The sequence below is a fragment of the Pseudoduganella violacea genome, from assembly GCF_014191875.1.
Classification (GTDB): Bacteria; Pseudomonadota; Gammaproteobacteria; order Burkholderiales; family Burkholderiaceae_D; genus Rugamonas; species Rugamonas violacea_A.
This window is the reverse complement of sequence record NZ_JACHXD010000007.1, coordinates 96,147-115,677: the sequence shown is the minus strand read 5'-3', so window position 1 is coordinate 115,677 and position 19,531 is coordinate 96,147. Positions and strand designations below refer to the sequence as shown.

The window sequence follows — 19,531 nt, the reverse complement described above, 5'->3', positions numbered from 1 at the left end:
GAATGAAAATCGTCGTCATCGGCCATGGCATGGTCGGCCACAAATTCCTGGAGTGCCTGGCGGAGAGCGGTGCGCAGCAGCTGGACGTGACCGTGCTGTGCGAGGAACCACGGCCCGCTTACGACCGCGTGCACCTGTCCGAGTTCTTTGCCGGGAAAAGCGCCGAAGATCTGTCGCTGGTCAAACCCGGCTTCTTCGAACGCGCGGACATGGTGCTCAAGCTGAACGCGCGCGCCGTGGCCGTGGACCGCGAAGCCAGGACGGTGACGACGAACGGCGGCGAAGCTCTGCCTTACGACAAGCTGGTCTTCGCCACCGGCTCCTTCCCCTTCGTGCCGCCGCTGCCTGGCAAGGAACGCAAGGACTGCTTCGTCTACCGCACCATCGAGGATCTGGAAGCGATGCTGGAATGCGGCCAGCGCTCGCGCAGCGGCGTGGTGATCGGCGGCGGCCTGCTTGGCCTGGAATGCGCCAAGGCGCTGCGCGATATGCGCCTGGAAACCCATGTGGTGGAATTCGCGCCGCGCCTGATGGCGGTGCAGGTGGACGATGGCGGCGGCCGCGTTCTGCGCAGCCGCATCGAGGAGCTGGGCGTGACCGTCCACACCGGCAAGAACACGCTGGAAATTGTCGATGGTGAGAACGGCACGCACCGCATGAACTTCGCCGACGGCAGCCACCTCGACACTGATATGATTGTCTTCTCGGCGGGCATCCGTCCACGCGATTACCTGGCTCGCGAATGCGGTCTGGAGATCGGCGCGCGCGGCGGCATCGCCATCGATGATGCTTGCCTGACTTCCGATCCGGACGTGTATGCGATCGGCGAATGCGCGCAGTGGAGCGGCCAGGTCTTCGGTCTGGTCGCTCCCGGCTACGATATGGCGCGCGTAGCGGCACGGCATATCGCCGGTCAGCAGGCGGCTTTCGCCGGCGCCGACATGAGCACCAAACTGAAACTGATGGGTGTGGACGTGGCCAGTATCGGCGACCCGCACGGCAAGCACGAAGGCTGCCGCAGCTACCAGTTCACCGACGAGCGCAAGCAGGTATACAAGAAAATCGTCGTTTCCGACTGCGGCAAATATCTGCTGGGCGGCGTGCTGGTGGGCGATGCCGGCGAATACGGCTCGCTGCTGCAAATGATGCTGAACAAGATCGAGCTGCCGGAAGCGCCCGAATTCCTGATCCTGCCGCAATCCGACGGCAAGGCCAGGCCGGGCCTGGGCGTGGAAGCTTTGCCAGCCGCAGCGCAGATATGCTCCTGCAACGATGTGTCGAAAGGCGCGCTGTGCGAGGCGGTAGCGGGCGGCGCCACCAGCATCGGCGCGCTGAAGAAATGCACCGGCGCCGGCACGTCTTGCGGCGGCTGCGTGCCGCTGGTGACGCAGATCATGAAGGCCGAGATGAAGAAGCTGGGCATGGACGTGAACAACCATATCTGCGAACACTTCGCCTATTCGCGCCAGGAGCTGTTCCACCTGATCCGCGTTGGCCAGATCAAGACCTTCGACGTGCTGCTGTCCCAGCATGGCAAAGGCCTGGGCTGCGATATCTGCAAGCCGCTGGCAGCCTCCATCCTGGCAACCTGCTGGAACGATTTCGTGCTGAAGAAGGAGCATGCCAGCCTGCAGGATTCGAACGACTACTTCCTCGGCAATATCCAGAAGGATGGCACCTACTCCGTGGTGCCGCGCATGCCGGGTGGCGAAGTCACGGCCGACGGCCTGATCGCCGTCGGCATGGTCGCCAAGAAGTACGGCCTGTACACCAAGATCACCGGCGGCCAGCGCGTCGACCTGTTCGGCGCCCGCGTCGAGCAACTTCCCTCCATTTGGGAAGAGCTGATCGCGGCCGGCTTCGAAACCGGCCACGCTTACGGCAAATCGCTGCGCACTGTGAAATCCTGCGTCGGTTCCACCTGGTGCCGCTACGGCGTGGACGATAGCGTAGGCCTGGCGATCGAACTGGAAAACCGCTACAAGGGTTTGCGCACGCCGCACAAGATCAAGTTCGGCGTCTCCGGCTGCACGCGCGAGTGCGCCGAGGCCCAGGGCAAGGACGTCGGCATCATCGCCACCGAAAAAGGCTGGAACCTCTACGTTTGCGGCAACGGCGGCATGAAGCCGCGCCACGCCGAGCTGTTCGCCGCCGACCTGGATAAGGCCACGCTGGTGCGCTACATCGACCGCTTCCTGATGTTCTACAGCCGTACCGCCGACCGCCTGCAGCGCACCAGCACCTGGCGCGAGAACCTGGAGGGCGGTCTGGATTACCTGAAGTCCGTGGTCATCGGCGACAAGCTGGGCATCGTCGCCGAGATGGAAGCCGATATGCAGCGCGTGGTCGATACCTATGCCTGCGAATGGAAAGAAGCCGTCACCAATCCTGAAACGCGCCAGCGCTTCCGCCACTTCGTCAACAGCGAGGAAAAAGACAATAACGTGGTCTTCATGGAGGAGCGCGGCCAGATTCGTCCCGCCACCATCGAAGAGCGCAAACGCATCCCGATCATGAAGCAGGCTTGAACTGTCCCATCAAAGGAGAACGATATGCACCGCGATACCCAACCCGGAACCTGGACTGCCGTTTGCGCAGTGGAAGACATTGTGCCGAACACTGGCGTGTGCGCGCTGCTGCAAGGCGAGCAGGTGGCCGTGTTCCGCCTGAATGCCAGCGGCGAGCAGCGCGTTTTCGCCATCGGCAATTACGATCCGAATTCGGATGCGGCCGTGCTATCGCGTGGCCTGATCGGCAATCTGGGAGAACGCATCGTCGTTGCCTCGCCCATCTACAAGCATCACTTCGATCTGCAGACCGGCGAATGCGTGGAAGTGCCCGAGCATTCGGTGCCGACCTATCCGGCCCGCATCGATGGCGGAAAGGTCTGGGTCGGCGCATGAAACCCGCGCTGGTGGTGGTGGGCAACGGCATGGCCGGCATGCGCACGGTGGAGGAACTGCTCAAGTTCGATCCGCGGCACTACGATATCACCGTGTTCGGCGCGGAACCGCATGGCAATTACAACCGCATCCTGCTCTCGCCGGTGCTGGCGGGCGAGAAGACGGTGGACGACATCATGCTCAATACCCGCGAATGGTACGAGCATCACGGCATCACCCTGCATGCCGGCGATCCCGTCGAGCGCATCGACCGCAAGCGCCGCGTGGTGCGCGCCCGTTCGGGACGCGAAGTGCGTTACGACCGCCTGCTACTGGCGACTGGCTCCCGGCCTTTCATCATCCCGGTTCCGGGACACAAGCTGCCGGGCGTGATCGCCTTCCGCGATATAAAGGACGTGGAAACCATGCTGGAAGCGGCGCGCAACCATCGCCACGCCGTCATCATCGGCGGCGGCCTGCTGGGACTGGAAGCGGCCAATGGCTTGCAGCGCCAAGGCATGGACGTGACGGTGGTGCATGTGACCGACGCGCTGATGAACCAGCAGCTCGACAAGCCCGCCGCCCAGCTGCTGCAAAAGGCGCTGGAAGGGAAGGGCTTGCGCTTCATGCTGGAAGCGCAGACCAGCGAGATCGTGGGCGAAGACCGCGTGCGTGCCGTGCGCTTCAAGGACGGCAGCGAGATTCCGGCCGACCTGGTGGTGATGACGGCGGGCGTGCGTCCGAATATCGCACTGGCTCAGCAATCCGGTCTGCATTGCGAACGCGCCATCGTGGTGGACGACACCTTGCAGACTTACGATCCGCGGGTGTACGCCGTGGGCGAATGCGTGCAGCACCGCAGCGCCACCTTCGGGCTGGTCGCGCCGATCTGGGAGCAGGCGCGTGTCTGCGCCGCGCATCTGGCCGGAGCGGGGCATCGCCGCTATGTGCAGCAGGCTTGCGCCACGCGGCTGAAAGTAACCGGCGTCGAGCTGTATTCGGCGGGCGACTTCATCGGCGGCGAGGACAGCGAAGATCTGGTGCTGCGCGACGCCCGGCGCGGCGTCTACAAGCGCCTGGTCCTGCGCGGCAACCGCATTGCTGGCGCGGTGCTGTACGGCGACGTGCAGGACGGTCCCTGGTATTTCGACCTGATCCAGAAGCGCACCGATATCTCCTCGATGCGCAGCCACTTATTGTTTGGCCAGGCGCTGTGCGCCCAGGCCGCGTGAAGCGGAAATCATCGTGAACCTGTCCCAGGACCATTTGGCGGTACGAACCACATGCGCCTACTGCGGCGTGGGCTGCGGCGTGAAAGCCACGCCGCGCGCCGATGGCGGCTTCGATATTGCGGGCGATGCCGACCATCCCGCCAACGCGGGCCGGCTTTGCGTGAAGGGCTCGGCGCTGGGTGAAACCATCGGCCTGGAAGGACGCCTGCTGTATCCTCAACTGCGCGAGCAAGGGGCGCTGCGCCGCGCATCGTGGGACGAGGCGCTGGACCGTGTGGCGGATAAGTGGCAGTCGATCATCGCCGAGCATGGGCCGGACGCGGTGGCCTTCTACGTATCGGGCCAACTGCTGACGGAGGACTACTACGTCGCCAACAAGCTGATGAAGGGCTATATCGGCAGCGCCAATATCGACACCAATTCGCGGCTGTGCATGTCCTCCGCCGTGGCGGCGCACAAGCGCGCGTTTGGCGAGGATGTGGTGCCGGTCTGCTACGACGATCTGGAGCTGGCCGACATGATCGTGCTGGTCGGCTCCAATGCCGCCTGGTGCCATCCCATCCTGTTCCAGCGCATCGCCCGCATCCGCGAGCAGCGGCCTGGCGTCAAGCTGGTGGTGATCGATCCGCGCCGCACCGCCACTTGCGAGCTGGCGGACTTGCATCTGCCGGTCAAACCGGGCACCGATGTGTGGCTGTTCAACGGCCTGCTCAACTATCTGGCCAAGCGCGGCGCGGCAAATGCGGCCTTCGTTGCAACGCATACGCTCGGGTTGGACGATGCGCTGGCAGTTGCCGATCTGGAACCGGAGGCGGTGGCCAAGGCCTGCAAGCTGAATCTGGACGATCTGCTGGGCTTCTACGAATCCTTTGCCGCAACGGAGAAAGTGATTACCGGCTTCTCCATGGGCGTGAATCAATCCTCGGCCGGCACGGACAAGGCCAACAGCATCATCAATTGCCACCTGTTGACGGGCCGCATCGGCAAGCCGGGCATGGGACCGTTCTCCCTCACTGGCCAGCCGAACGCCATGGGCGGCAGGGAAGTGGGCGGTCTGGCGAATATGCTGGCCGCGCATCTGGATATCGACAAGGCCGCGCACCGCGAAGCCGTGCAGACTTTCTGGGCTTCGCCGCGCATTGCCGACAAGCCGGGCCTGAAAGCGGTCGATCTGTTCCAGGCCATCGAAGCGGGCCGCGTCAAGGCGGTGTGGATCATCGCCACCAATCCCATCGTCAGTCTGCCGGATGCCGACCAGGCGCGGCGCGCCTTGCAGAAGTGCGAGCTGGTGGTGGCTTCCGACATCGTGCAGGATACCGACACCAATGCCTTCGCACACGTCCTGCTGCCCGCGCTGGGCTGGGGCGAGAAGGACGGCACCGTTACCAACTCCGAGCGCCGCATCTCGCGCCAGCGCGCTTTCCTGCCTGCTCCTGGCGAAGCGCGCGCCGACTGGCGGATATTGGCGCAATTCGCTCAGCGCATGGGGTACGCCGGGTTCGACTACGAAAGCCCGCAGCAGATTTTTGCGGAGCACGCGCGCCTGACCGCCTTCCGCAATACGCCGCAGGAGCTGCCCCGCGTTCTGGATATCGGCGGCCTGGCAAAGCTTGGTGCAGCCGCCTACGATGCGCTAGAGCCTGTGCAATGGCCATTGAAGGCAGAGGACGAATCGCAACAAGGCAGCGCAAGACTGTTTGGCGACGGCCACTTTTCTCATCCTGACGGTCGCGCGCGTTTCATCGCTGCCGCGCCGCGTCTTCCCGTCAACGAGCGCGACGAAGATTATCCCTTTGCGCTGAACACCGGCCGCGTGCGCGACCAGTGGCACACGATGACGCGTACCGGCCGCGCGCCCAAGCTGTCCGAGCATATTCCCGAATCCTTCGTCGATATGCACCCGCAGGATGCTTTGCTGAGCGGCGTGCGCGAAGGCGAATTGGCGCGCGTCACGACGCAATGGGGCGCCATGGTGGCGCGGGTTCAGCACGGCGGCGGCATTGCGCGCGGCAGCGTCTTCATTCCTATCCACTGGAACGGGCAGACGGCGTCCGATGCCCGCGTCGGGGCGCTGGTGAATCCAGCCGTATGTCCGGTTTCCGGTGAACCGGAATTCAAGCACACGCCGGTGCGCGTCGAGCGCTTCCCCGTGAAATGGCATGGCTTCATCCTGAGTCGCGCCGATGTGAATCTGGGTGGCGTGGCGCACTGGACGCGCGCGCAGGGCAGGGGTTTTGCCCGCTACGAGCTGGCTGGTCGCAACAGCATCGAGGATTTCGGCCTGTGGGCCAAATCCCTGTTGGGTGTGAATGGCGATGATGCCGACTGGCTGGAATACGCCGACCGCAGCGAAGGCATGTACCGCGCTGTGCATATCGTTGACGACCGCATCGAGCAATGCATCTTCGTCTCATCCCGTCCCGACCTGCCTGCGCGCAGCTGGCTGGCGGGCTTGTTCGGCAAGGAGATGCTCGACGATGCCGACCGCGCCGGCCTGCTCGCTGGCCGCGCCATCGCGCAAGGCGAGGATGCCGGCCCCGCCGTTTGCTCCTGCTTCGGTGTGGGCCGCAATACGATTTGCGGCGCGATCCGCGAGCAGGATCTGAAATCGGTGGCGCAAGTCACGGCTTGCGTGAAGGCTGGCGGCAATTGCGGATCTTGCGTGCCGGAGTTGAAAAAACTGCTGGCCGAAACGTTGGCCGAAGCTGCCGCCGAATCCTGATGCGGCTTAAGCCTTGGTTGCCTTGCGCTCGCTCCACGCCTCCCACGCTGCGCTGAGCAGGAAGATCGCGCAGCCGCCGAACAGAACGCCGGGCAGGGCATTGATGCCCACGTTCTGCATCAGCGCACCGGTCAGCAGCGGCCCGCCGGCGCTGGCCGCTCCCCAGCCCACATTCACCAGCGCGCTGGCCGTGGTCAATGCACCGCCGTTGAATCGTTCGCCGCAGGCGACCAGCGCCAGCATATAGATGGCGCCCGCCGCCGCGCCCAGCGCCACCAGCACCGTCCACCATAGCCAGGGATGGCGCGCCGCCAGCGGCAGCAAGGGCAGCAGCAGGCAGACCGCGATGCCGCAAGCCACATGCACGCGCCAGCGGCCGAAATGGTCGGCCAGCCAGCCCATGGCGAATTGCAGCACGGTGTCGCCCACCAGCACCACGGTGGCCGAGAGCAACGCCAGTTCCATGACTATGCCCTGGCGCATCGCATACACTGGCAGGAAGCTCAGGATCAGCGTATCGAACAGCGCGAAGAAGGCCGCGCCCAGCAAGATCATCGGCATCTTCGGCAGCACGCTTTGCCAGCGGCTGTGCTCTTCTTCTCCCTCATCGGCGGCGGGATTGGCGCCGTTCAGCAGCGCCAGGCCCGGCAAGGCGCCGAGGAAGAGCAGGCCGCAGGCGGCGAAGCTATACGTGATCTTGCCCTGCACCGCAGCCACCAGCGCGGGGCCGGTCAGCTGGAACAGCGTGAAGCTGGTGGCGTAAATCGCCACCACACGGCCACGCGAATTGTCGGGCGCGATGCGGTTGACCCACGCTTCGCCCAGCGTGAACAGCACGCCCATCACGCCGCCGAACAGGAAACGCAGCACGCTCCAGGCATAGATATTGTCGGTCACCTGCATCAGCGCCGTGGTCAGTGCGGCCACCCAGACCGAGACCATCATCATGCGGCGCGGCCCGAAGCGCGCCACCCAGCCCGTCACGAAAGGCGCCGAGGCGAGAATGCCGAGCGCACTGATGGCCGTGACGATGCCGATGACATGCGTCCCTGCGCCGCGCTGGTCCAGCGTCAGTGCGGTAAGAGGAATCGTGGCGCCTAGTCCGAGGCCGACCACGCCGATACTGATAACAAGGGCGAAAAATTCACGCCATGGCAGATTCTTCATGGCGCTGTTGGGAATAAGTGCATTGGAGGGTGATACGGTTTAACAGTAAGCCAATGATAGTCGAAATTGTGATAAATTGACTTAAACACCCTTTAGCAAGGTGGATTTACATGCGCCGTCCCATCGTCATTGTTCCAGCCTGCACCCGGCTGATTGGCGAGCATCCCAATCACGCTGCGCAGCACAAGTATGTCAACGCCGTCGTCCTTGGCGCGCGCTGCATGCCTCTGGTATTGCCGGCGCTGGGCGAGCTGGCCGATGTGGACGCGGTCCTTTCCGTGGCCGATGGCGTGATGCTGACCGGCTCCGCATCGAATGTGCATGCGGACCTGTACGGTCAAACTATCCACGACCCCGCGCTGCCGCTCGATGCCGCGCGCGACGCCACCACCTTGCCGCTGATCCGCGCCGCGCTGGAACGCGGCATTCCGATACTTGGCATTTGCCGCGGCTTCCAGGAAATGAATGTGGCATTGGGCGGCACCCTGCATCAAGCGGTGCAGGAAGTATCCGGCATGCTCGATCACCGCGACCGGCCACAGGATGCGATGGAAGTGCAGTACGGCCCCGCGCATCCGATCCGTTTGACCCGTGGCGGCGTCCTGGCCGAAATTCTCGGCAATCCCGCCGAAATCCAGGTCAACTCCCTGCATGGACAGGGAATAGCCAAGCTGGCTCCCGGCCTTGCCGTGGAAGCCGTGGCGCCGGATGGGCTGGTGGAAGCGTACAGCGTCGCCAATGCGCGCAGCTTCGCGCTGGCGGTGCAATGGCACCCCGAGTGGCGCGTCACCGATAACCCCGATTCGACGAAGATCTTCCTTGCTTTCGGTAAGGCCTGCATCGCGTATCTCGAACAGAACGGCGTCCCTTAGCTGCTCCCGCATACGGACGCACGGCGGCGCGCGCCTCATTTGCACGCGCCAGTTAAAACCTTTGGGAGCAAAAAATGGCAATCCGCGAAAACTTTACTTATACCGATATGGACGAGTGGCTCAACGAAAAACGAGTCACCGAAATCGAATGCCTGGTGCCGGACCTGACCGGCGTGGCGCGCGGCAAAATTCTGCCGCGCGGTAAATTCACCCAGGAGCGCGGCATGCGCATTCCGGAAGCGGTGCTGGGCATGACCGTGACCGGCAACTACCCGGTCGATGATGCGGGCTACGACCGCGCCATCTCGTCCACCGACCGCGATATGGTCCTGCGCGCCGATCCCACCACCATCACCATGGTGCCGTGGGCCACCGATCCCACCGCGCAGGTGATCCACGACTGCTACTTCTCCGATGGCAAGCTGGTGGACTTCGCGCCGCGCACCGTGCTGCGCCGCGTGCTGAAACTGTATGAGGACAAAGGCTGGAGTCCCGTGGTGGCGCCCGAGCTGGAGTTTTACCTGACCGACAAGAACGCCGATCCCGACCTGCCGCTGAAAGCGCCGATCGGCCGCAGCGGCCGTGCCGAAACCTCGCGCCAGGTCTACAGCATCGATGCCGTCAATGAATTCGACCCGCTGTTCGAGGATATCTACGACTACTGCGACCTGATGGGCCTCGACGTGGACACGCTGATCCACGAAATCGGCGCCGGCCAGATGGAAATCAACTTCCTGCATGGCGAGCCGCTGGGGCTGGGCGACAAGGTCTTCTTCTTCAAGCGCACCTTGCGTGAAGCTGCGCTCAAGCACAATATGTACGCCACCTTCATGGCCAAGCCCATGGCGGGCGAGCCGGGATCGGCCATGCACGTGCACCAGAGCGTGGTCGATGCCAAAACCGGCTGGAATATCTTCAGCAACCAGGATGGTTCTCCTTCGCCGCTGTTCAAGTACTACATCGGCGGCCTGCAGCGCTATATGCCGTCGGCCATGGCCATCGTCGCCCCTTATGTGAACTCCTATCGTCGCCTGGTGCGTCACACGGCCGCGCCCATCAATATCCAATGGGGCATGGACAACCGCACCGTGGGCTTCCGCATCCCCGAATCCAGCGTGCAGGATAGGCGCGTGGAAAACCGCATCATCGGCGCTGACGCCAATCCCTATCTGGCGCTGGCGGTCACGCTGGCCTGCGGCTATCTCGGCATGACCGAGCGCCTGGAGCCAAGCCCCATCACCACCGGCAGCGCCTACGATATGAAATACGAATTGCCGCAAGGCCTGCCCGAAGCGCTGCAAGCCCTGCGCGCCGAGGACAAGCTGCGCACCGTGCTGGGCGAACGCTTCATCGACGTCTATGCCGCCATCAAGGATCTGGAACATCAGGAATTCATGACTGTCATCAGCCCGTGGGAACGCGAGCATCTGCTGCTGCACGTTTAAAAAATGGAGGTGTGCCATGACCACCAATCCCGTCGTTCCGGAAATGCCGGATACCCTGGCCCTGCAAGCGCAGGACGCGGCGCATTATCTGCATCCCTTCACCGACCATACGCAATTGCACAGCAAAGGTTCGCGCATGATCGTGCGCGGCGACGGGATTTATCTCTGGGACTCGGAGGGCAAGAAGATCCTGGACGGCATGTCCGGCTTGTGGTGCGTGAATGTGGGGTATGGCCGCAGCAGCATCGCCCAGGCAGTGCACAAGCAGATGGATGTGCTGCCTTTCTATAACAGCTTCTTCAATACCTCGAATGTGCCGGCGGTGCAGCTGGCGGCCAAACTGGCCGAGCTGGCGCCGCCCGGCTTCCAGCACGTGTTCTACACCGGCTCCGGCTCCGAGGCCAACGACACCAATGTGCGCATGGTGCGGCGCTACTGGGATCTGATGGGTTATCCTGACCGTCACGTCATCATCAGCCGCCGCAATGCCTATCACGGCAGCACCATGGCCGGCGCTTCCCTGGGCGGCATGAGCGGCATGCACGAGCAGGGCGGCTTGCCGATTCCCGGCATCGTCCACATCGGCCAGCCCCATTATTTCGACGATGGCGTCGGCATGACGCCGGAGGACTTCGGCCTGCGCGCCGCCGGCTGGCTGGAAAAGAAAATCCTCGAAATCGGCGCGGACAAGGTGGGCGCCTTCATCGGCGAGCCAATCCAGGGCGCGGGCGGGGTAGTGATCCCGCCCGATACCTACTGGCCCGAAATCCGCCGCATCTGCCGCAAGTACGACGTGCTGCTGATTGCGGACGAAGTGATTACTGGCTTCGGCCGTCTGGGCCGCTGGTTCGGCTCCGAATTGTTCGGCATCGAACCGGACCTGATCACCTTCGCCAAGGGCGTGACCTCCGGCTATGTGCCGCTGGGCGGGGTGCTGGTGAGCGACCGCGTGGCCAAGGTGGTGATGGACGGCGGCGAGTTCACCCACGGCTTCACCTATTCCGGCCACCCGGTGGCTTGCGCGGCGGCGCTGGAAAATATCCGCATCATCGAGGAGGAAAAGCTGGTCGAGCGCGTGGCCGAGGATACCGGTCCCTATCTGCGCCAGCGTTTTGCCAGCCTGGCCGCCCATCCCCTGGTCGGCGTGGCCGAGACTTGCGGCTTCGTAGCCGGCCTGAATCTGGTGCGCGGCAAGGCCGCCCGCCTGCATGACCAGCTGCGTTTCGACCCGGCGCTGGGCGTGGGCATGGTCTGCCGTGGCCATATGTTCAACAATGGCATGATCATGCGCGCCGTCGGCGAGCGCATGATCGTGGCCCCGCCCCTGGTCATGGGCCGGGCGCAGATCGACGAAATGGTGGCCCTGATCCGCTTCTGTCTCGACCGCACCCTGGAGGACGTGGAGGCCCGCGGCTGGATTTAGAGCATCCAGACCAGCGATTTATGGTTTTCTTGAAAGCGCTGCATTTATAATCACCGTTTTGCAAAACGCAGCCCTTGCACTTTCAACAAAGTTAATAAATCGCCCATATGACGACTGCCTCTCCCGCCGCATCTGCTGCAGCTGGCCAGCCATTTCTGTTTATCCGCAATCTGGTCAAGGATTTCGACGGTGTCCGTGCCGTAAACGACGTATCGGTCACGATCAACAAGGGCGAGATTTTTGCCCTGCTGGGCAGCTCCGGCTGCGGCAAATCGACGCTGCTGCGCATGCTGGCAGGCTTTGAAACGCCCACCTCCGGCGCCATCCAGCTGGGCGGGCAGGACATCATCTCGGTGCCGCCCTACGAGCGCCCGATCAATATGATGTTCCAGTCCTATGCGCTGTTCCCGCACCTGACGGTCTGGGACAATATCGCCTTCGGCCTGCGCCGCGACGGCCTGCCGAAAGACGAAATCGCCGCCCGTGTCGACAAGATGTTGTCCCTGGTGCAGCTCTCGGCCTATGGCAAGCGCAAGCCGCACCAGCTGTCCGGCGGCCAGCAGCAGCGCGTGGCGCTGGCGCGCAGCCTGGCGAAACGCCCGCAACTGCTGCTGCTGGACGAGCCGCTCGGCGCCCTCGATAAGAAACTGCGCGAACGCACCCAGGTCGAACTGGTGAACATCATCGAGCAGGTCGGCGTGACCTGCGTGATGGTCACGCACGACCAGGACGAGGCCATGAGCATGGCCACCCGCATCGCCGTCATGAGCGAAGGCCGCATCCTGCAAGTGGGCGCGCCGGGCGAAATCTACGAAACCCCGAACTGCCGCTTCGTGGCCGACTTCATCGGTTCGGTCAATCTGTTCCAGGGCCGCGTCACCGAGGACGAGCCGGACCACGTCATCATCGACACGCCGGAAGGCCAGCACTACGTCACCCACGGCATCACCGGCACCGAGCGCATGGAAGTGAGCGTGGCCGTGCGTCCGGAAAAAATCGTGCTGCAGCTGGAAGCGCCACTGCCCGAGCAGCGCAGCCACCAGGGCGAGAATGGCCGCAACTGCATGCAGGGCACGATCGCCTCGATTTCCTACTTCGGCAACGAGACCCACTATGTGGTCCGCCTTGCTTCCGGCATGGACCTGAAAGTGGCGCGCACCAATGCGGCCCGCCACGAAGAGTCGGGCTTCCAGCGCGGCCAGCGCGTGTGGGCCTGGTGGGATGGCAGCGACGTTGTCGTGCTGACCAGCTGAGGGCGGCCATGCTGAAATTCCTTACCGATCTGCTGACCTTGCGCTGGCTGACCGGACGGCGCTTCGTCATCGCCGTGCCTTTCGTCTGGCTGGTGTTCGCCTTCCTGATCCCCTTCCTGATCGTCGCGCGCATCAGCTTTAGCGAAGTCGATGCCGGCAATCCCTTCGGCACCTTGCTGACCTATGCCGACGGCATCGTCAACATCAAGGTGAAGATTGCCAACTACCTCTTCATCTGGGGCGACGAGCTGTATGTGCTGACTTATCTCAGCTCGCTTAAATACGCCGCCATCACCACCGTGTGCTGTCTGGTGATCGGTTACCCTTTCGCCTACTTCATGGCGCGCGCCCGCGCTTCGCTGCGGCCGGTGCTGCTGATGATGGTGATGATGCCGTTCTGGACTTCCTTCCTCCTGCGCATCTACGCCTGGAAAGGCATCCTGGCCAACCACGGCATCGTCAACCACGCGCTGATGGCGCTGGGCGTGATCCAGGAACCGCTGCACCTGATGAACACCCCGTTCTCGCTGGTGATCGGCATGGTGTACGCGTACCTGCCCTTCATGATCCTGCCGCTGTACGCCAACCTGTCCAAGATGGACATGCGCTTCCTGGAAGCGGCGGCCGACCTGGGCGCCACGCCGATGCAGGCTTTCTGGCGCATCACCGTGCCGCTGTCGAAGTCGGGCATCATCGCCGGCGCCATGCTGGTCTTCATTCCAGCCGTGGGCGAGTACGTGATTCCGGAACTGCTGGGCGGTCCGGAAACGCTGATGATCGGCCGCGTGCTGTGGGACGAATTCTTTACCAATAACGACTGGCCGATGGCGTCCTCCGTCACGGTGGTTGTGATTCTGCTGATTCTGGTGCCGATGGCGATCCTGAACAAATATCAGGCCGAACAGCGCGAAGGAGGCCACAAATGAAAGGCTCCTGGATTCAGCGCTGGTTTGGCCGTGGCTGGCTTTCGCTCGGCTACTGCTTCCTCTACCTGCCCATCGTGGTGCTGGTGGTGTTCTCCTTCAACGAATCGCGCCAGGACATGGTGTGGAGCGGCTTTTCGCTGCGCTGGTACGCCGAACTGGTAAAGGATGGCGAAATCCTGTCCGGCTTTGGCCTGTCGCTGCGGATCGCCGTGCTCACCGCCTGCAGCTCGGTTCTGCTGGGCACCTTCGTCGCTTTCGTGCTGGACCGCTATCGCCGCTTCCCCGGCCGCACCCTGTTCTCCGGCATGGCCAGCGCGCCGCTGGTGATGCCCGAAGTGATCATCGGCCTCTCGCTGCTGCTGATGCTGGTGTCGGTGCAAAAGGTCTTCGGCTTCCCTGAGCGCGGCCTGACCACCATCTGGATAGGCCACACCCTGCTCGGCATGGCCTATGCCGCCGTGGTGGTGCAATCGCGCCTGCAGGAGATGAGCAAGTCGCTGGAAGAAGCGGCCATGGACCTGGGCTGCAAGCCCTTCCAGGTCTTCTTCCTGGTGACGCTGCCGAATATCAAGCAGGCGCTGGCATCGGCCTGGCTGCTGACCTTCACCCTGTCGCTGGACGATGTGGTGCTGTCGGCCTTCCTGTCCGGTCCTGGTTCCTCCACCATGCCGCTGGTGATCTTCTCGCGCGCCCGCCTCGGCCTCGACCCGCGCGTGAATGCCGTCGCCGCCATCACCATCCTAGTGGTGTCGATCGGCGTGATCGCCTCCAGCATCTACCTGGCCCGCGCCGAGCGCCTGCGCCAGAAACAGATCGCCGCCGCCTTCAAAGGCGACGCCGAGTAAATCGCGCCAGCGTTACAATGGACTCCTGAACCGGAAACGGAAAGGGAGTCCAGCATGGCCGAGAACAGCACCGCAAAATCCCCCGCCACCTCATGGCACGAGCGCGCCGCCCAGCTCAGCATCGACGGACGCGCCTTCATCAACGGCCAGCGCGTCTGGGCCTGCAGCGAACAGCAATTCGACAGCCATTCCCCCATCGACGGCCGCAAGCTGGCCGCCGTGGCCCGCTGCGATAAAGCCGACGTGGACATCGCCGTCACTGCCGCCCGTGCCGCCTTCGAAGATGGCCGCTGGGTCAATTTGGCGCCGGCCAAACGCAAACGCATCCTGATCCGCTTCGCCGACCTGCTGCAGCAGAACGCCGCCGAACTGGCCCTGCTGGAAACCCTCGACATGGGCAAGCCGATCCAATACAGCCAGAGCGTCGACGTGGCGGGCGCCGCCAACTGCATCCGCTGGTACGGCGAAGCCATCGACAAAGTGTATGGTGAAATCGCCCCCGCGCCTTCACACAGCCTGGCCCTGATCACGCGCGAAGCGGTCGGCGTGGTGGGCGCCATCGTGCCCTGGAACTATCCGATGCTGATGGCTTCCTGGAAGATCGCGCCCGCGCTGGCCGCCGGCAATAGCGTCGTCCTCAAGCCCTCCGAAAAATCGCCGCTGACCGCGCTGCGCCTGGCCGAACTGGCGCTGGCTGCGGGCGTGCCGCCCGGCGTTCTCAATGTGCTGCCCGGCTACGGCAATGAAGCGGGCAGCGCGCTCGCCCTGCATATGGACGTGGACTGCATCGCCTTCACCGGCTCCACCCGCGTCGGCAAGCAGATCATGCAGATGGCGGGGCAGTCGAATTTGAAGCGTGCCTGGACTGAGCTGGGCGGCAAATCCGCCAACATCGTGTGCGCCGACTGCCCCGACCTCGACGCCGCCGTGTCGGCCGCCATCGGCTCCATCTACTTCAACCAGGGCGAAAGCTGCAACGCCCCCTCGCGCCTGTTCGTGGAAGAATCGATCCGCGAACGCTTCCTCGAAAAAGCGCTGGCCATGGTGCCATCCTTCGCCCCGGGCGATCCGCTCGACGACAAGACCGTGATGGGCGCCATCGTCGACGACATCCAGCTGCGCACCGTGATGGGCTATATCGAACAAGGCAAACAGGCCGGCGCGCGCTTGCTGGCCGGCGGCGAACAAGTGAAGAAAGAGAGCGGTGGCTACTACGTCGCTCCCACCCTGTTCGACCGTGTCGACAGCGGCATGAGCATCGCCAATGAAGAAATCTTCGGCCCTGTGCTGTCGGTGCTCAGTTTCACCGACCTGCAGGATGCGGTGAAGCAGGCCAACGCCACACCCTACGGCCTGCATGCCGCCATCTGGACCTCGAACCTGAGTAAAGCCATCCAGACCTCGCGCGCCCTGCGCGCCGGCACTGTGCACGTGAACCAGTACGACGGCGACGACATCACCGTCCCCTTCGGCGGCTACAAGCAATCCGGCAACGGTCGCGACAAATCGCTGCACGCCTTTGACAAGTATACGGAGTTGAAAACGACCTGGATTCAGATCCAATAAGAAGGGTGGTCTTGGCCCTGATTGTTCGGGGCCAGACTTATTCCTTGGTGGCATTCACCCAATGTGACGGACACTTCGTCTAGGCGCATTTAAGGGATTCGAATTCTACCGGGCTAATGTAGCCCAGTGTTGAATGCTTTCGTCTAGGGTTATAAAACCTTTCAATGTAATCGAACACGTCAGCGCGAAGGGAATTACATAGGAGATTCTAGAAAGAAATCTCCATAGGTATTTGAGATGGCACAAAGAAATACTCAGGGGAATTTTTACTCCATTTTGTCCCGTCTTCAGTGAGCTTCTATACAAGCGAAATAGTGTCAGCAAGCCGTTTGGCGGCGGCCTCGGTTTGCTCCGTGCTGAAATCCCCCAAGCCCAGAATCAGGCCTGGCCGCCCTTTACCCGCATACATGGGCGACACGGGCCGTACCGACACTCCGACCTCCAGCGCTTGGGCGGATAAGCGGCAATCGTCAATCGAGTCGGCCAGCCAGACCAGCAGGTGCAGCCCCTGGTCGCAAGGCTGGACCCAGGCCAGACCGGCCGGCAGCAGCCGTTCCAGCATTGCCACCAACTGTTCGCGGCGCTCCGCATACACGTTGCGGATGCGGCGGATATGCCGGTCCAGATGTCCCTCCTGAATGAAGGCGGCAAGCACATGCTGGTCGGCGCTCGGTGGATGGCGGTCCATCAGCGCCCGCGCGCCGCAAAAGGCGGCAGTCATGCCTTCCGGGACGACGGCATAGCCCAGCCGCAGCGAGGGAAACAGGATCTTGCTGAAGGTGCCGAGATAAACCACGCGTTCCGGCCCCAAACCTTGTAGCGAAGGGAAGGGATGGCCGGCGTAGCGCATCTCGCTGTCGTAGTCGTCCTCCACAATCCAGGCATTGTGCGCTTGGGCCCAAGCCAGCAGCGCCTTGCGCCGCGCCATACTCATCGGCATGCCCAGCGGGTATTGGTGGGAGGGCGTGACGAAAGCTGCGCGCGCCTGTGGCGCCAGTTCGATGCCTGCCGCCACATCGATACCCTCGGCGTCGACCGGCACACGCGCGACGCGGTCCCGCCATCCCGTATTTTCAAGAATGGAGGTGATGCCTGGATAGGCGGGATTCTCGACCCACGCCGTATCGCCCGCCTCCAGCAAGACTTGGCAGGACAGGTACAGGCCTTGCTGCGTGCCGGAGGTGATGATGATCTGGTCGGGATGGCAGCGCACCGAGCGCGAACGCCGAATGTACTCGGCCACCGCTTCGCGCAGCGCAGGCACGCCTTGCGGATGATCGTAACCCGCAGGCGCGCCGGCCGCCGTGGCGCGGATGCGGTTGCCGATGCGCCGCCAGTCGTCCAGCGGCGCGGTGCGTCCCACTGGAACCGAGACGGAGAAGGGCTGCGGCGGCAATGGCGTGAGCTGCTGCGCGAGTTTGGCGAAGGCGGTGGCGCGCGGCGACAGGGTTACCGACTGTTGGACCGCGATAGGGAAGGGTGTTGTGCCGACGGTTTTGAACGGCACCTCCAGCGCCTGTGCCACGCGGGTGCCAGCGCCGGTTTGCGATTCCAGGATGCCTTCCGCCGTCAGCTGCTCAAAAGTTTCGACCACCGTTCCGCGCGCCAGTCCAAGCGACTTGGCCAGCAGGCGCGTGGAGGGCAGAAATTCGCCTGGTTTCAGGCCGCCGCTGCGCACCGCTTCGCGCAGCGCCTGCGCAAGCTGGCGCCCCAGATTGCCTGCGCTACGGTCCAACGCTCCGATGGCGGGCAGTTCAACGGCTTTCGGTCGTCTCGGCATAAATTCTGGTCTAGTAAATTGCTGTGAAATTGGCTCTACACATTGAACCATTTTAGCAAGAGAATTCAGTGGAAACGCATGCAATCCCATTTACCAAGGAGTTCCAGAAATGTACGTCCCCGCCGAATTTGCCGAGCAGCGCACCGAAGCGCTGCATGCCCTGATTCAGCAGCACCCTTTGGGAACGCTGATCACCTACGGTTCGAATGGCCTGGATGCCACCCATCTTCCGTTTGAACTCGATGCCAGTGAAGGGGAGTTTGGCGTGCTGCGCGCCCATGCGGCCCGCAAGAACCCGGTCTGGCAGGATGTGGGCAATGGCGAAGTCCTAGTCGTGTTCCAGGCGGTTGACGCCTACATCTCGCCGCAATGGTATCCGGGCAAGCAGGAGACGCATAAGGAAGTACCGACCTGGAATTATGTGGTGGTCCATGCCTATGGCCGTTTGACCGCGCGCGACGACGAGCGTTATGTGCGCGGCGTGGTGGCGCGCCTGACCCGCACTCACGAGGTATCGCAGTCCGTTCCGTGGAAGATGGGCGATGCGCCCAAGGACTTTATCGATACGCTCCTGACGGAGATCGTCGGCATCGAGATCGAAATCACGCGCCTGCTCGGCAAGTCGAAACTGAGCCAGCATAAGGACGCGCGCGATATACGCGGTGCCGGAGAAGGGCTGAAGGAGCAGGGCAAGCATAGGATCGGCGACGCCATGCTGGCCCACGCGGAGGCGAAGGAGCAGCGCTAGCCCGCCGTCAGCGCGAAAAAAACGGCTGCCAAGGCAGCCGTTTCGTGAGTTGCTTACTTCTTGGGGAAGACGTCGAAATGCACGTGGGTGAAATTCGACTTGCCCAGGAATGGGGAGGGGTACCACTTGCCGCCTGGTTCCGAGCGCGCGAAGTTGCCGATCGGGCCTTCAACAAAACGGATATTCGGATTCATCATGGCGGCGGCTTCCAGTGCCTTGGCCATTTCCAGGCCTTTGCCGCTGTTGCTGATGTGAACGCCGTTCATCCAGTTGATGTCGACGGCATCGCCGATCTCGTGGTTGGAACCGACGACGTGGCCGTTGGTCGTGGCGGAGATGTTCAGCGAGCTCAGATCCTTCACCGAGCCTACGATCTCGTTGAACGCCGTTTGCATCGACTGCGTGACCGCGTGGTCGGCGTTCGGGTCGAAGGTGACGGCGACATTCTGCTGCGACGACAGGTGCACGGTTTTTTTCTCCGTGGTCGGGAAGGATTGGCCCGGGCCGCCCATATCGCTTGGATCGATGCCCTGATCCGCCAACATGTCCAGATAGTGCAGACGCATCCATTCAGGATGCGGCGCCACCAGATTCTGGATGGTGTTCATTTGATTTTGGTACGAATTCAGGTAATCGGGAGTGAAATCCCATCCTGTTTCGCGCGAACCTA

At 63.0% G+C, this 19,531-nt stretch carries 15 protein-coding genes and 1 pseudogene; 12 read left to right on the top strand and 4 right to left on the bottom strand.

Features of this window, described 5'->3' with window-relative positions; all coding sequences use genetic code 11:
• Nucleotides 1–2: 2 nt before the first annotated feature.
• The 4 genes from nirB to FHS03_RS13985 are packed head-to-tail and all read left to right on the top strand — an operon-like array spanning nucleotide 3 to nucleotide 6,836.
• Nucleotides 3–2,528: a nitrite reductase large subunit NirB gene (gene nirB, locus FHS03_RS14000; protein WP_183441577.1), complete on the top strand. Its 2,526-nt coding sequence runs from the start codon at nucleotides 3–5 to the stop codon at nucleotides 2,526–2,528.
• A 24-nt stretch (nucleotides 2,529–2,552) separates the two neighbouring features.
• Complete coding sequence (nirD, locus tag FHS03_RS13995; RefSeq protein WP_183441576.1) at nucleotides 2,553–2,903, top strand: nitrite reductase small subunit NirD; 351 nt, start codon at nucleotides 2,553–2,555, stop codon at nucleotides 2,901–2,903.
• Nucleotides 2,900–4,114: an NAD(P)/FAD-dependent oxidoreductase gene (locus FHS03_RS13990; RefSeq protein ID WP_183441575.1), complete on the top strand. Its 1,215-nt coding sequence runs from the start codon at nucleotides 2,900–2,902 to the stop codon at nucleotides 4,112–4,114. The genes nirD and FHS03_RS13990 overlap by 4 nt, the downstream gene beginning before the upstream one ends.
• 13 nt (nucleotides 4,115–4,127) lie before the next feature.
• On the top strand, nucleotides 4,128–6,836 hold the full coding sequence (locus FHS03_RS13985; RefSeq protein WP_183441574.1) for a molybdopterin-dependent oxidoreductase: 2,709 nt from the start codon (nucleotides 4,128–4,130) through the stop codon (nucleotides 6,834–6,836).
• Nucleotides 6,837–6,842: 6 nt separating this feature from the next.
• Here FHS03_RS13985 and FHS03_RS13980 read toward each other — a convergent pair whose 3' ends face one another.
• Nucleotides 6,843–8,003, bottom strand: a complete 1,161-nt coding sequence (locus FHS03_RS13980; protein ID WP_183441573.1) for an MFS transporter — start codon at nucleotides 8,001–8,003, stop codon at nucleotides 6,843–6,845.
• Nucleotides 8,004–8,113: 110 nt separating this feature from the next.
• Between FHS03_RS13980 and FHS03_RS13975 the strand changes: the two genes are divergently transcribed.
• The 7 genes from FHS03_RS13975 (at nucleotide 8,114) to FHS03_RS13945 (ending at nucleotide 16,333) form a co-directional block, all read left to right on the top strand.
• Nucleotides 8,114–8,875 carry a gamma-glutamyl-gamma-aminobutyrate hydrolase family protein gene (locus FHS03_RS13975; RefSeq protein WP_183441572.1) on the top strand — a complete coding sequence of 254 codons (762 nt, stop codon included), beginning with the start codon at nucleotides 8,114–8,116 and terminating at the stop codon, nucleotides 8,873–8,875.
• 74 nt (nucleotides 8,876–8,949) lie between these two features.
• Nucleotides 8,950–10,320 carry a glutamine synthetase family protein gene (locus FHS03_RS13970; RefSeq protein ID WP_183441571.1) on the top strand — a complete coding sequence of 457 codons (1,371 nt, stop codon included), beginning with the start codon at nucleotides 8,950–8,952 and terminating at the stop codon, nucleotides 10,318–10,320.
• 16 nt (nucleotides 10,321–10,336) lie between these two features.
• Nucleotides 10,337–11,743: an aspartate aminotransferase family protein gene (locus FHS03_RS13965; RefSeq protein WP_183441570.1), complete on the top strand. Its 1,407-nt coding sequence runs from the start codon at nucleotides 10,337–10,339 to the stop codon at nucleotides 11,741–11,743.
• A 107-nt stretch (nucleotides 11,744–11,850) separates the two neighbouring features.
• Nucleotides 11,851–12,996: an ABC transporter ATP-binding protein gene (locus FHS03_RS13960; protein WP_183441569.1), complete on the top strand. Its 1,146-nt coding sequence runs from the start codon at nucleotides 11,851–11,853 to the stop codon at nucleotides 12,994–12,996.
• An 8-nt stretch (nucleotides 12,997–13,004) separates the two neighbouring features.
• Nucleotides 13,005–13,922: an ABC transporter permease subunit gene (locus tag FHS03_RS13955; RefSeq protein WP_183441568.1), complete on the top strand. Its 918-nt coding sequence runs from the start codon at nucleotides 13,005–13,007 to the stop codon at nucleotides 13,920–13,922.
• Nucleotides 13,919–14,767 carry an ABC transporter permease gene (locus FHS03_RS13950; protein ID WP_183441567.1) on the top strand — a complete coding sequence of 283 codons (849 nt, stop codon included), beginning with the start codon at nucleotides 13,919–13,921 and terminating at the stop codon, nucleotides 14,765–14,767. The genes FHS03_RS13955 and FHS03_RS13950 overlap by 4 nt, the downstream gene beginning before the upstream one ends.
• A gap of 54 nt (nucleotides 14,768–14,821) precedes the next feature.
• Complete coding sequence (locus FHS03_RS13945) at nucleotides 14,822–16,333, top strand: aldehyde dehydrogenase (RefSeq protein ID WP_183441566.1); 1,512 nt, start codon at nucleotides 14,822–14,824, stop codon at nucleotides 16,331–16,333.
• 79 nt (nucleotides 16,334–16,412) lie between these two features.
• On the opposite strand, the pseudogene FHS03_RS13940 reads toward FHS03_RS13945, so the two are convergent.
• Both FHS03_RS13940 and pdxR read right to left on the bottom strand, forming a co-directional pair.
• A pseudogene (locus tag FHS03_RS13940) lies at nucleotides 16,413–16,520 on the bottom strand (IS3 family transposase); the annotation flags it as partial.
• A gap of 111 nt (nucleotides 16,521–16,631) precedes the next feature.
• Nucleotides 16,632–18,113: a MocR-like pyridoxine biosynthesis transcription factor PdxR gene (gene pdxR / locus FHS03_RS13935; RefSeq protein ID WP_183441565.1), complete on the bottom strand. Its 1,482-nt coding sequence runs from the start codon at nucleotides 18,111–18,113 to the stop codon at nucleotides 16,632–16,634.
• Between the two features lie 109 nt (nucleotides 18,114–18,222).
• Between pdxR and FHS03_RS13930 the strand changes: the two genes are divergently transcribed.
• Complete coding sequence (locus FHS03_RS13930) at nucleotides 18,223–18,861, top strand: FMN-binding negative transcriptional regulator (protein ID WP_183441564.1); 639 nt, start codon at nucleotides 18,223–18,225, stop codon at nucleotides 18,859–18,861.
• A 53-nt stretch (nucleotides 18,862–18,914) separates the two neighbouring features.
• On the opposite strand, the gene FHS03_RS13925 is transcribed toward FHS03_RS13930, so the two are convergent.
• On the bottom strand, nucleotides 18,915–19,469 hold the full coding sequence (locus FHS03_RS13925) for a hypothetical protein (RefSeq protein ID WP_183441563.1): 555 nt from the start codon (nucleotides 19,467–19,469) through the stop codon (nucleotides 18,915–18,917).
• Nucleotides 19,470–19,531: the final 62 nt, after the last annotated feature.

What these genes read in the sequence shown, in the direction of transcription:
- nirB (WP_183441577.1), top strand. Translation starts at nt 3, where the DNA reads ATGAAAATCGTCGTCATCGGCCATGGCATGGTCGGCCACAAATTCCTG.
- nirD (WP_183441576.1), top strand. Translation starts at nt 2,553, where the DNA reads ATGCACCGCGATACCCAACCCGGAACCTGGACTGCCGTTTGCGCAGTG.
- FHS03_RS13990 (WP_183441575.1), top strand. Translation starts at nt 2,900, where the DNA reads ATGAAACCCGCGCTGGTGGTGGTGGGCAACGGCATGGCCGGCATGCGC.
- FHS03_RS13980 (WP_183441573.1), bottom strand. Translation starts at nt 8,003, where the DNA reads ATGAAGAATCTGCCATGGCGTGAATTTTTCGCCCTTGTTATCAGTATC.
- FHS03_RS13975 (WP_183441572.1), top strand. Translation starts at nt 8,114, where the DNA reads ATGCGCCGTCCCATCGTCATTGTTCCAGCCTGCACCCGGCTGATTGGC.
- FHS03_RS13970 (WP_183441571.1), top strand. Translation starts at nt 8,950, where the DNA reads ATGGCAATCCGCGAAAACTTTACTTATACCGATATGGACGAGTGGCTC.
- FHS03_RS13965 (WP_183441570.1), top strand. Translation starts at nt 10,337, where the DNA reads ATGACCACCAATCCCGTCGTTCCGGAAATGCCGGATACCCTGGCCCTG.
- FHS03_RS13960 (WP_183441569.1), top strand. Translation starts at nt 11,851, where the DNA reads ATGACGACTGCCTCTCCCGCCGCATCTGCTGCAGCTGGCCAGCCATTT.
- FHS03_RS13955 (WP_183441568.1), top strand. Translation starts at nt 13,005, where the DNA reads ATGCTGAAATTCCTTACCGATCTGCTGACCTTGCGCTGGCTGACCGGA.
- FHS03_RS13950 (WP_183441567.1), top strand. Translation starts at nt 13,919, where the DNA reads ATGAAAGGCTCCTGGATTCAGCGCTGGTTTGGCCGTGGCTGGCTTTCG.
- FHS03_RS13945 (WP_183441566.1), top strand. Translation starts at nt 14,822, where the DNA reads ATGGCCGAGAACAGCACCGCAAAATCCCCCGCCACCTCATGGCACGAG.
- pdxR (WP_183441565.1), bottom strand. Translation starts at nt 18,113, where the DNA reads ATGCCGAGACGACCGAAAGCCGTTGAACTGCCCGCCATCGGAGCGTTG.
- FHS03_RS13930 (WP_183441564.1), top strand. Translation starts at nt 18,223, where the DNA reads ATGTACGTCCCCGCCGAATTTGCCGAGCAGCGCACCGAAGCGCTGCAT.
- FHS03_RS13925 (WP_183441563.1), bottom strand. Translation starts at nt 19,469, where the DNA reads ATGAACACCATCCAGAATCTGGTGGCGCCGCATCCTGAATGGATGCGT.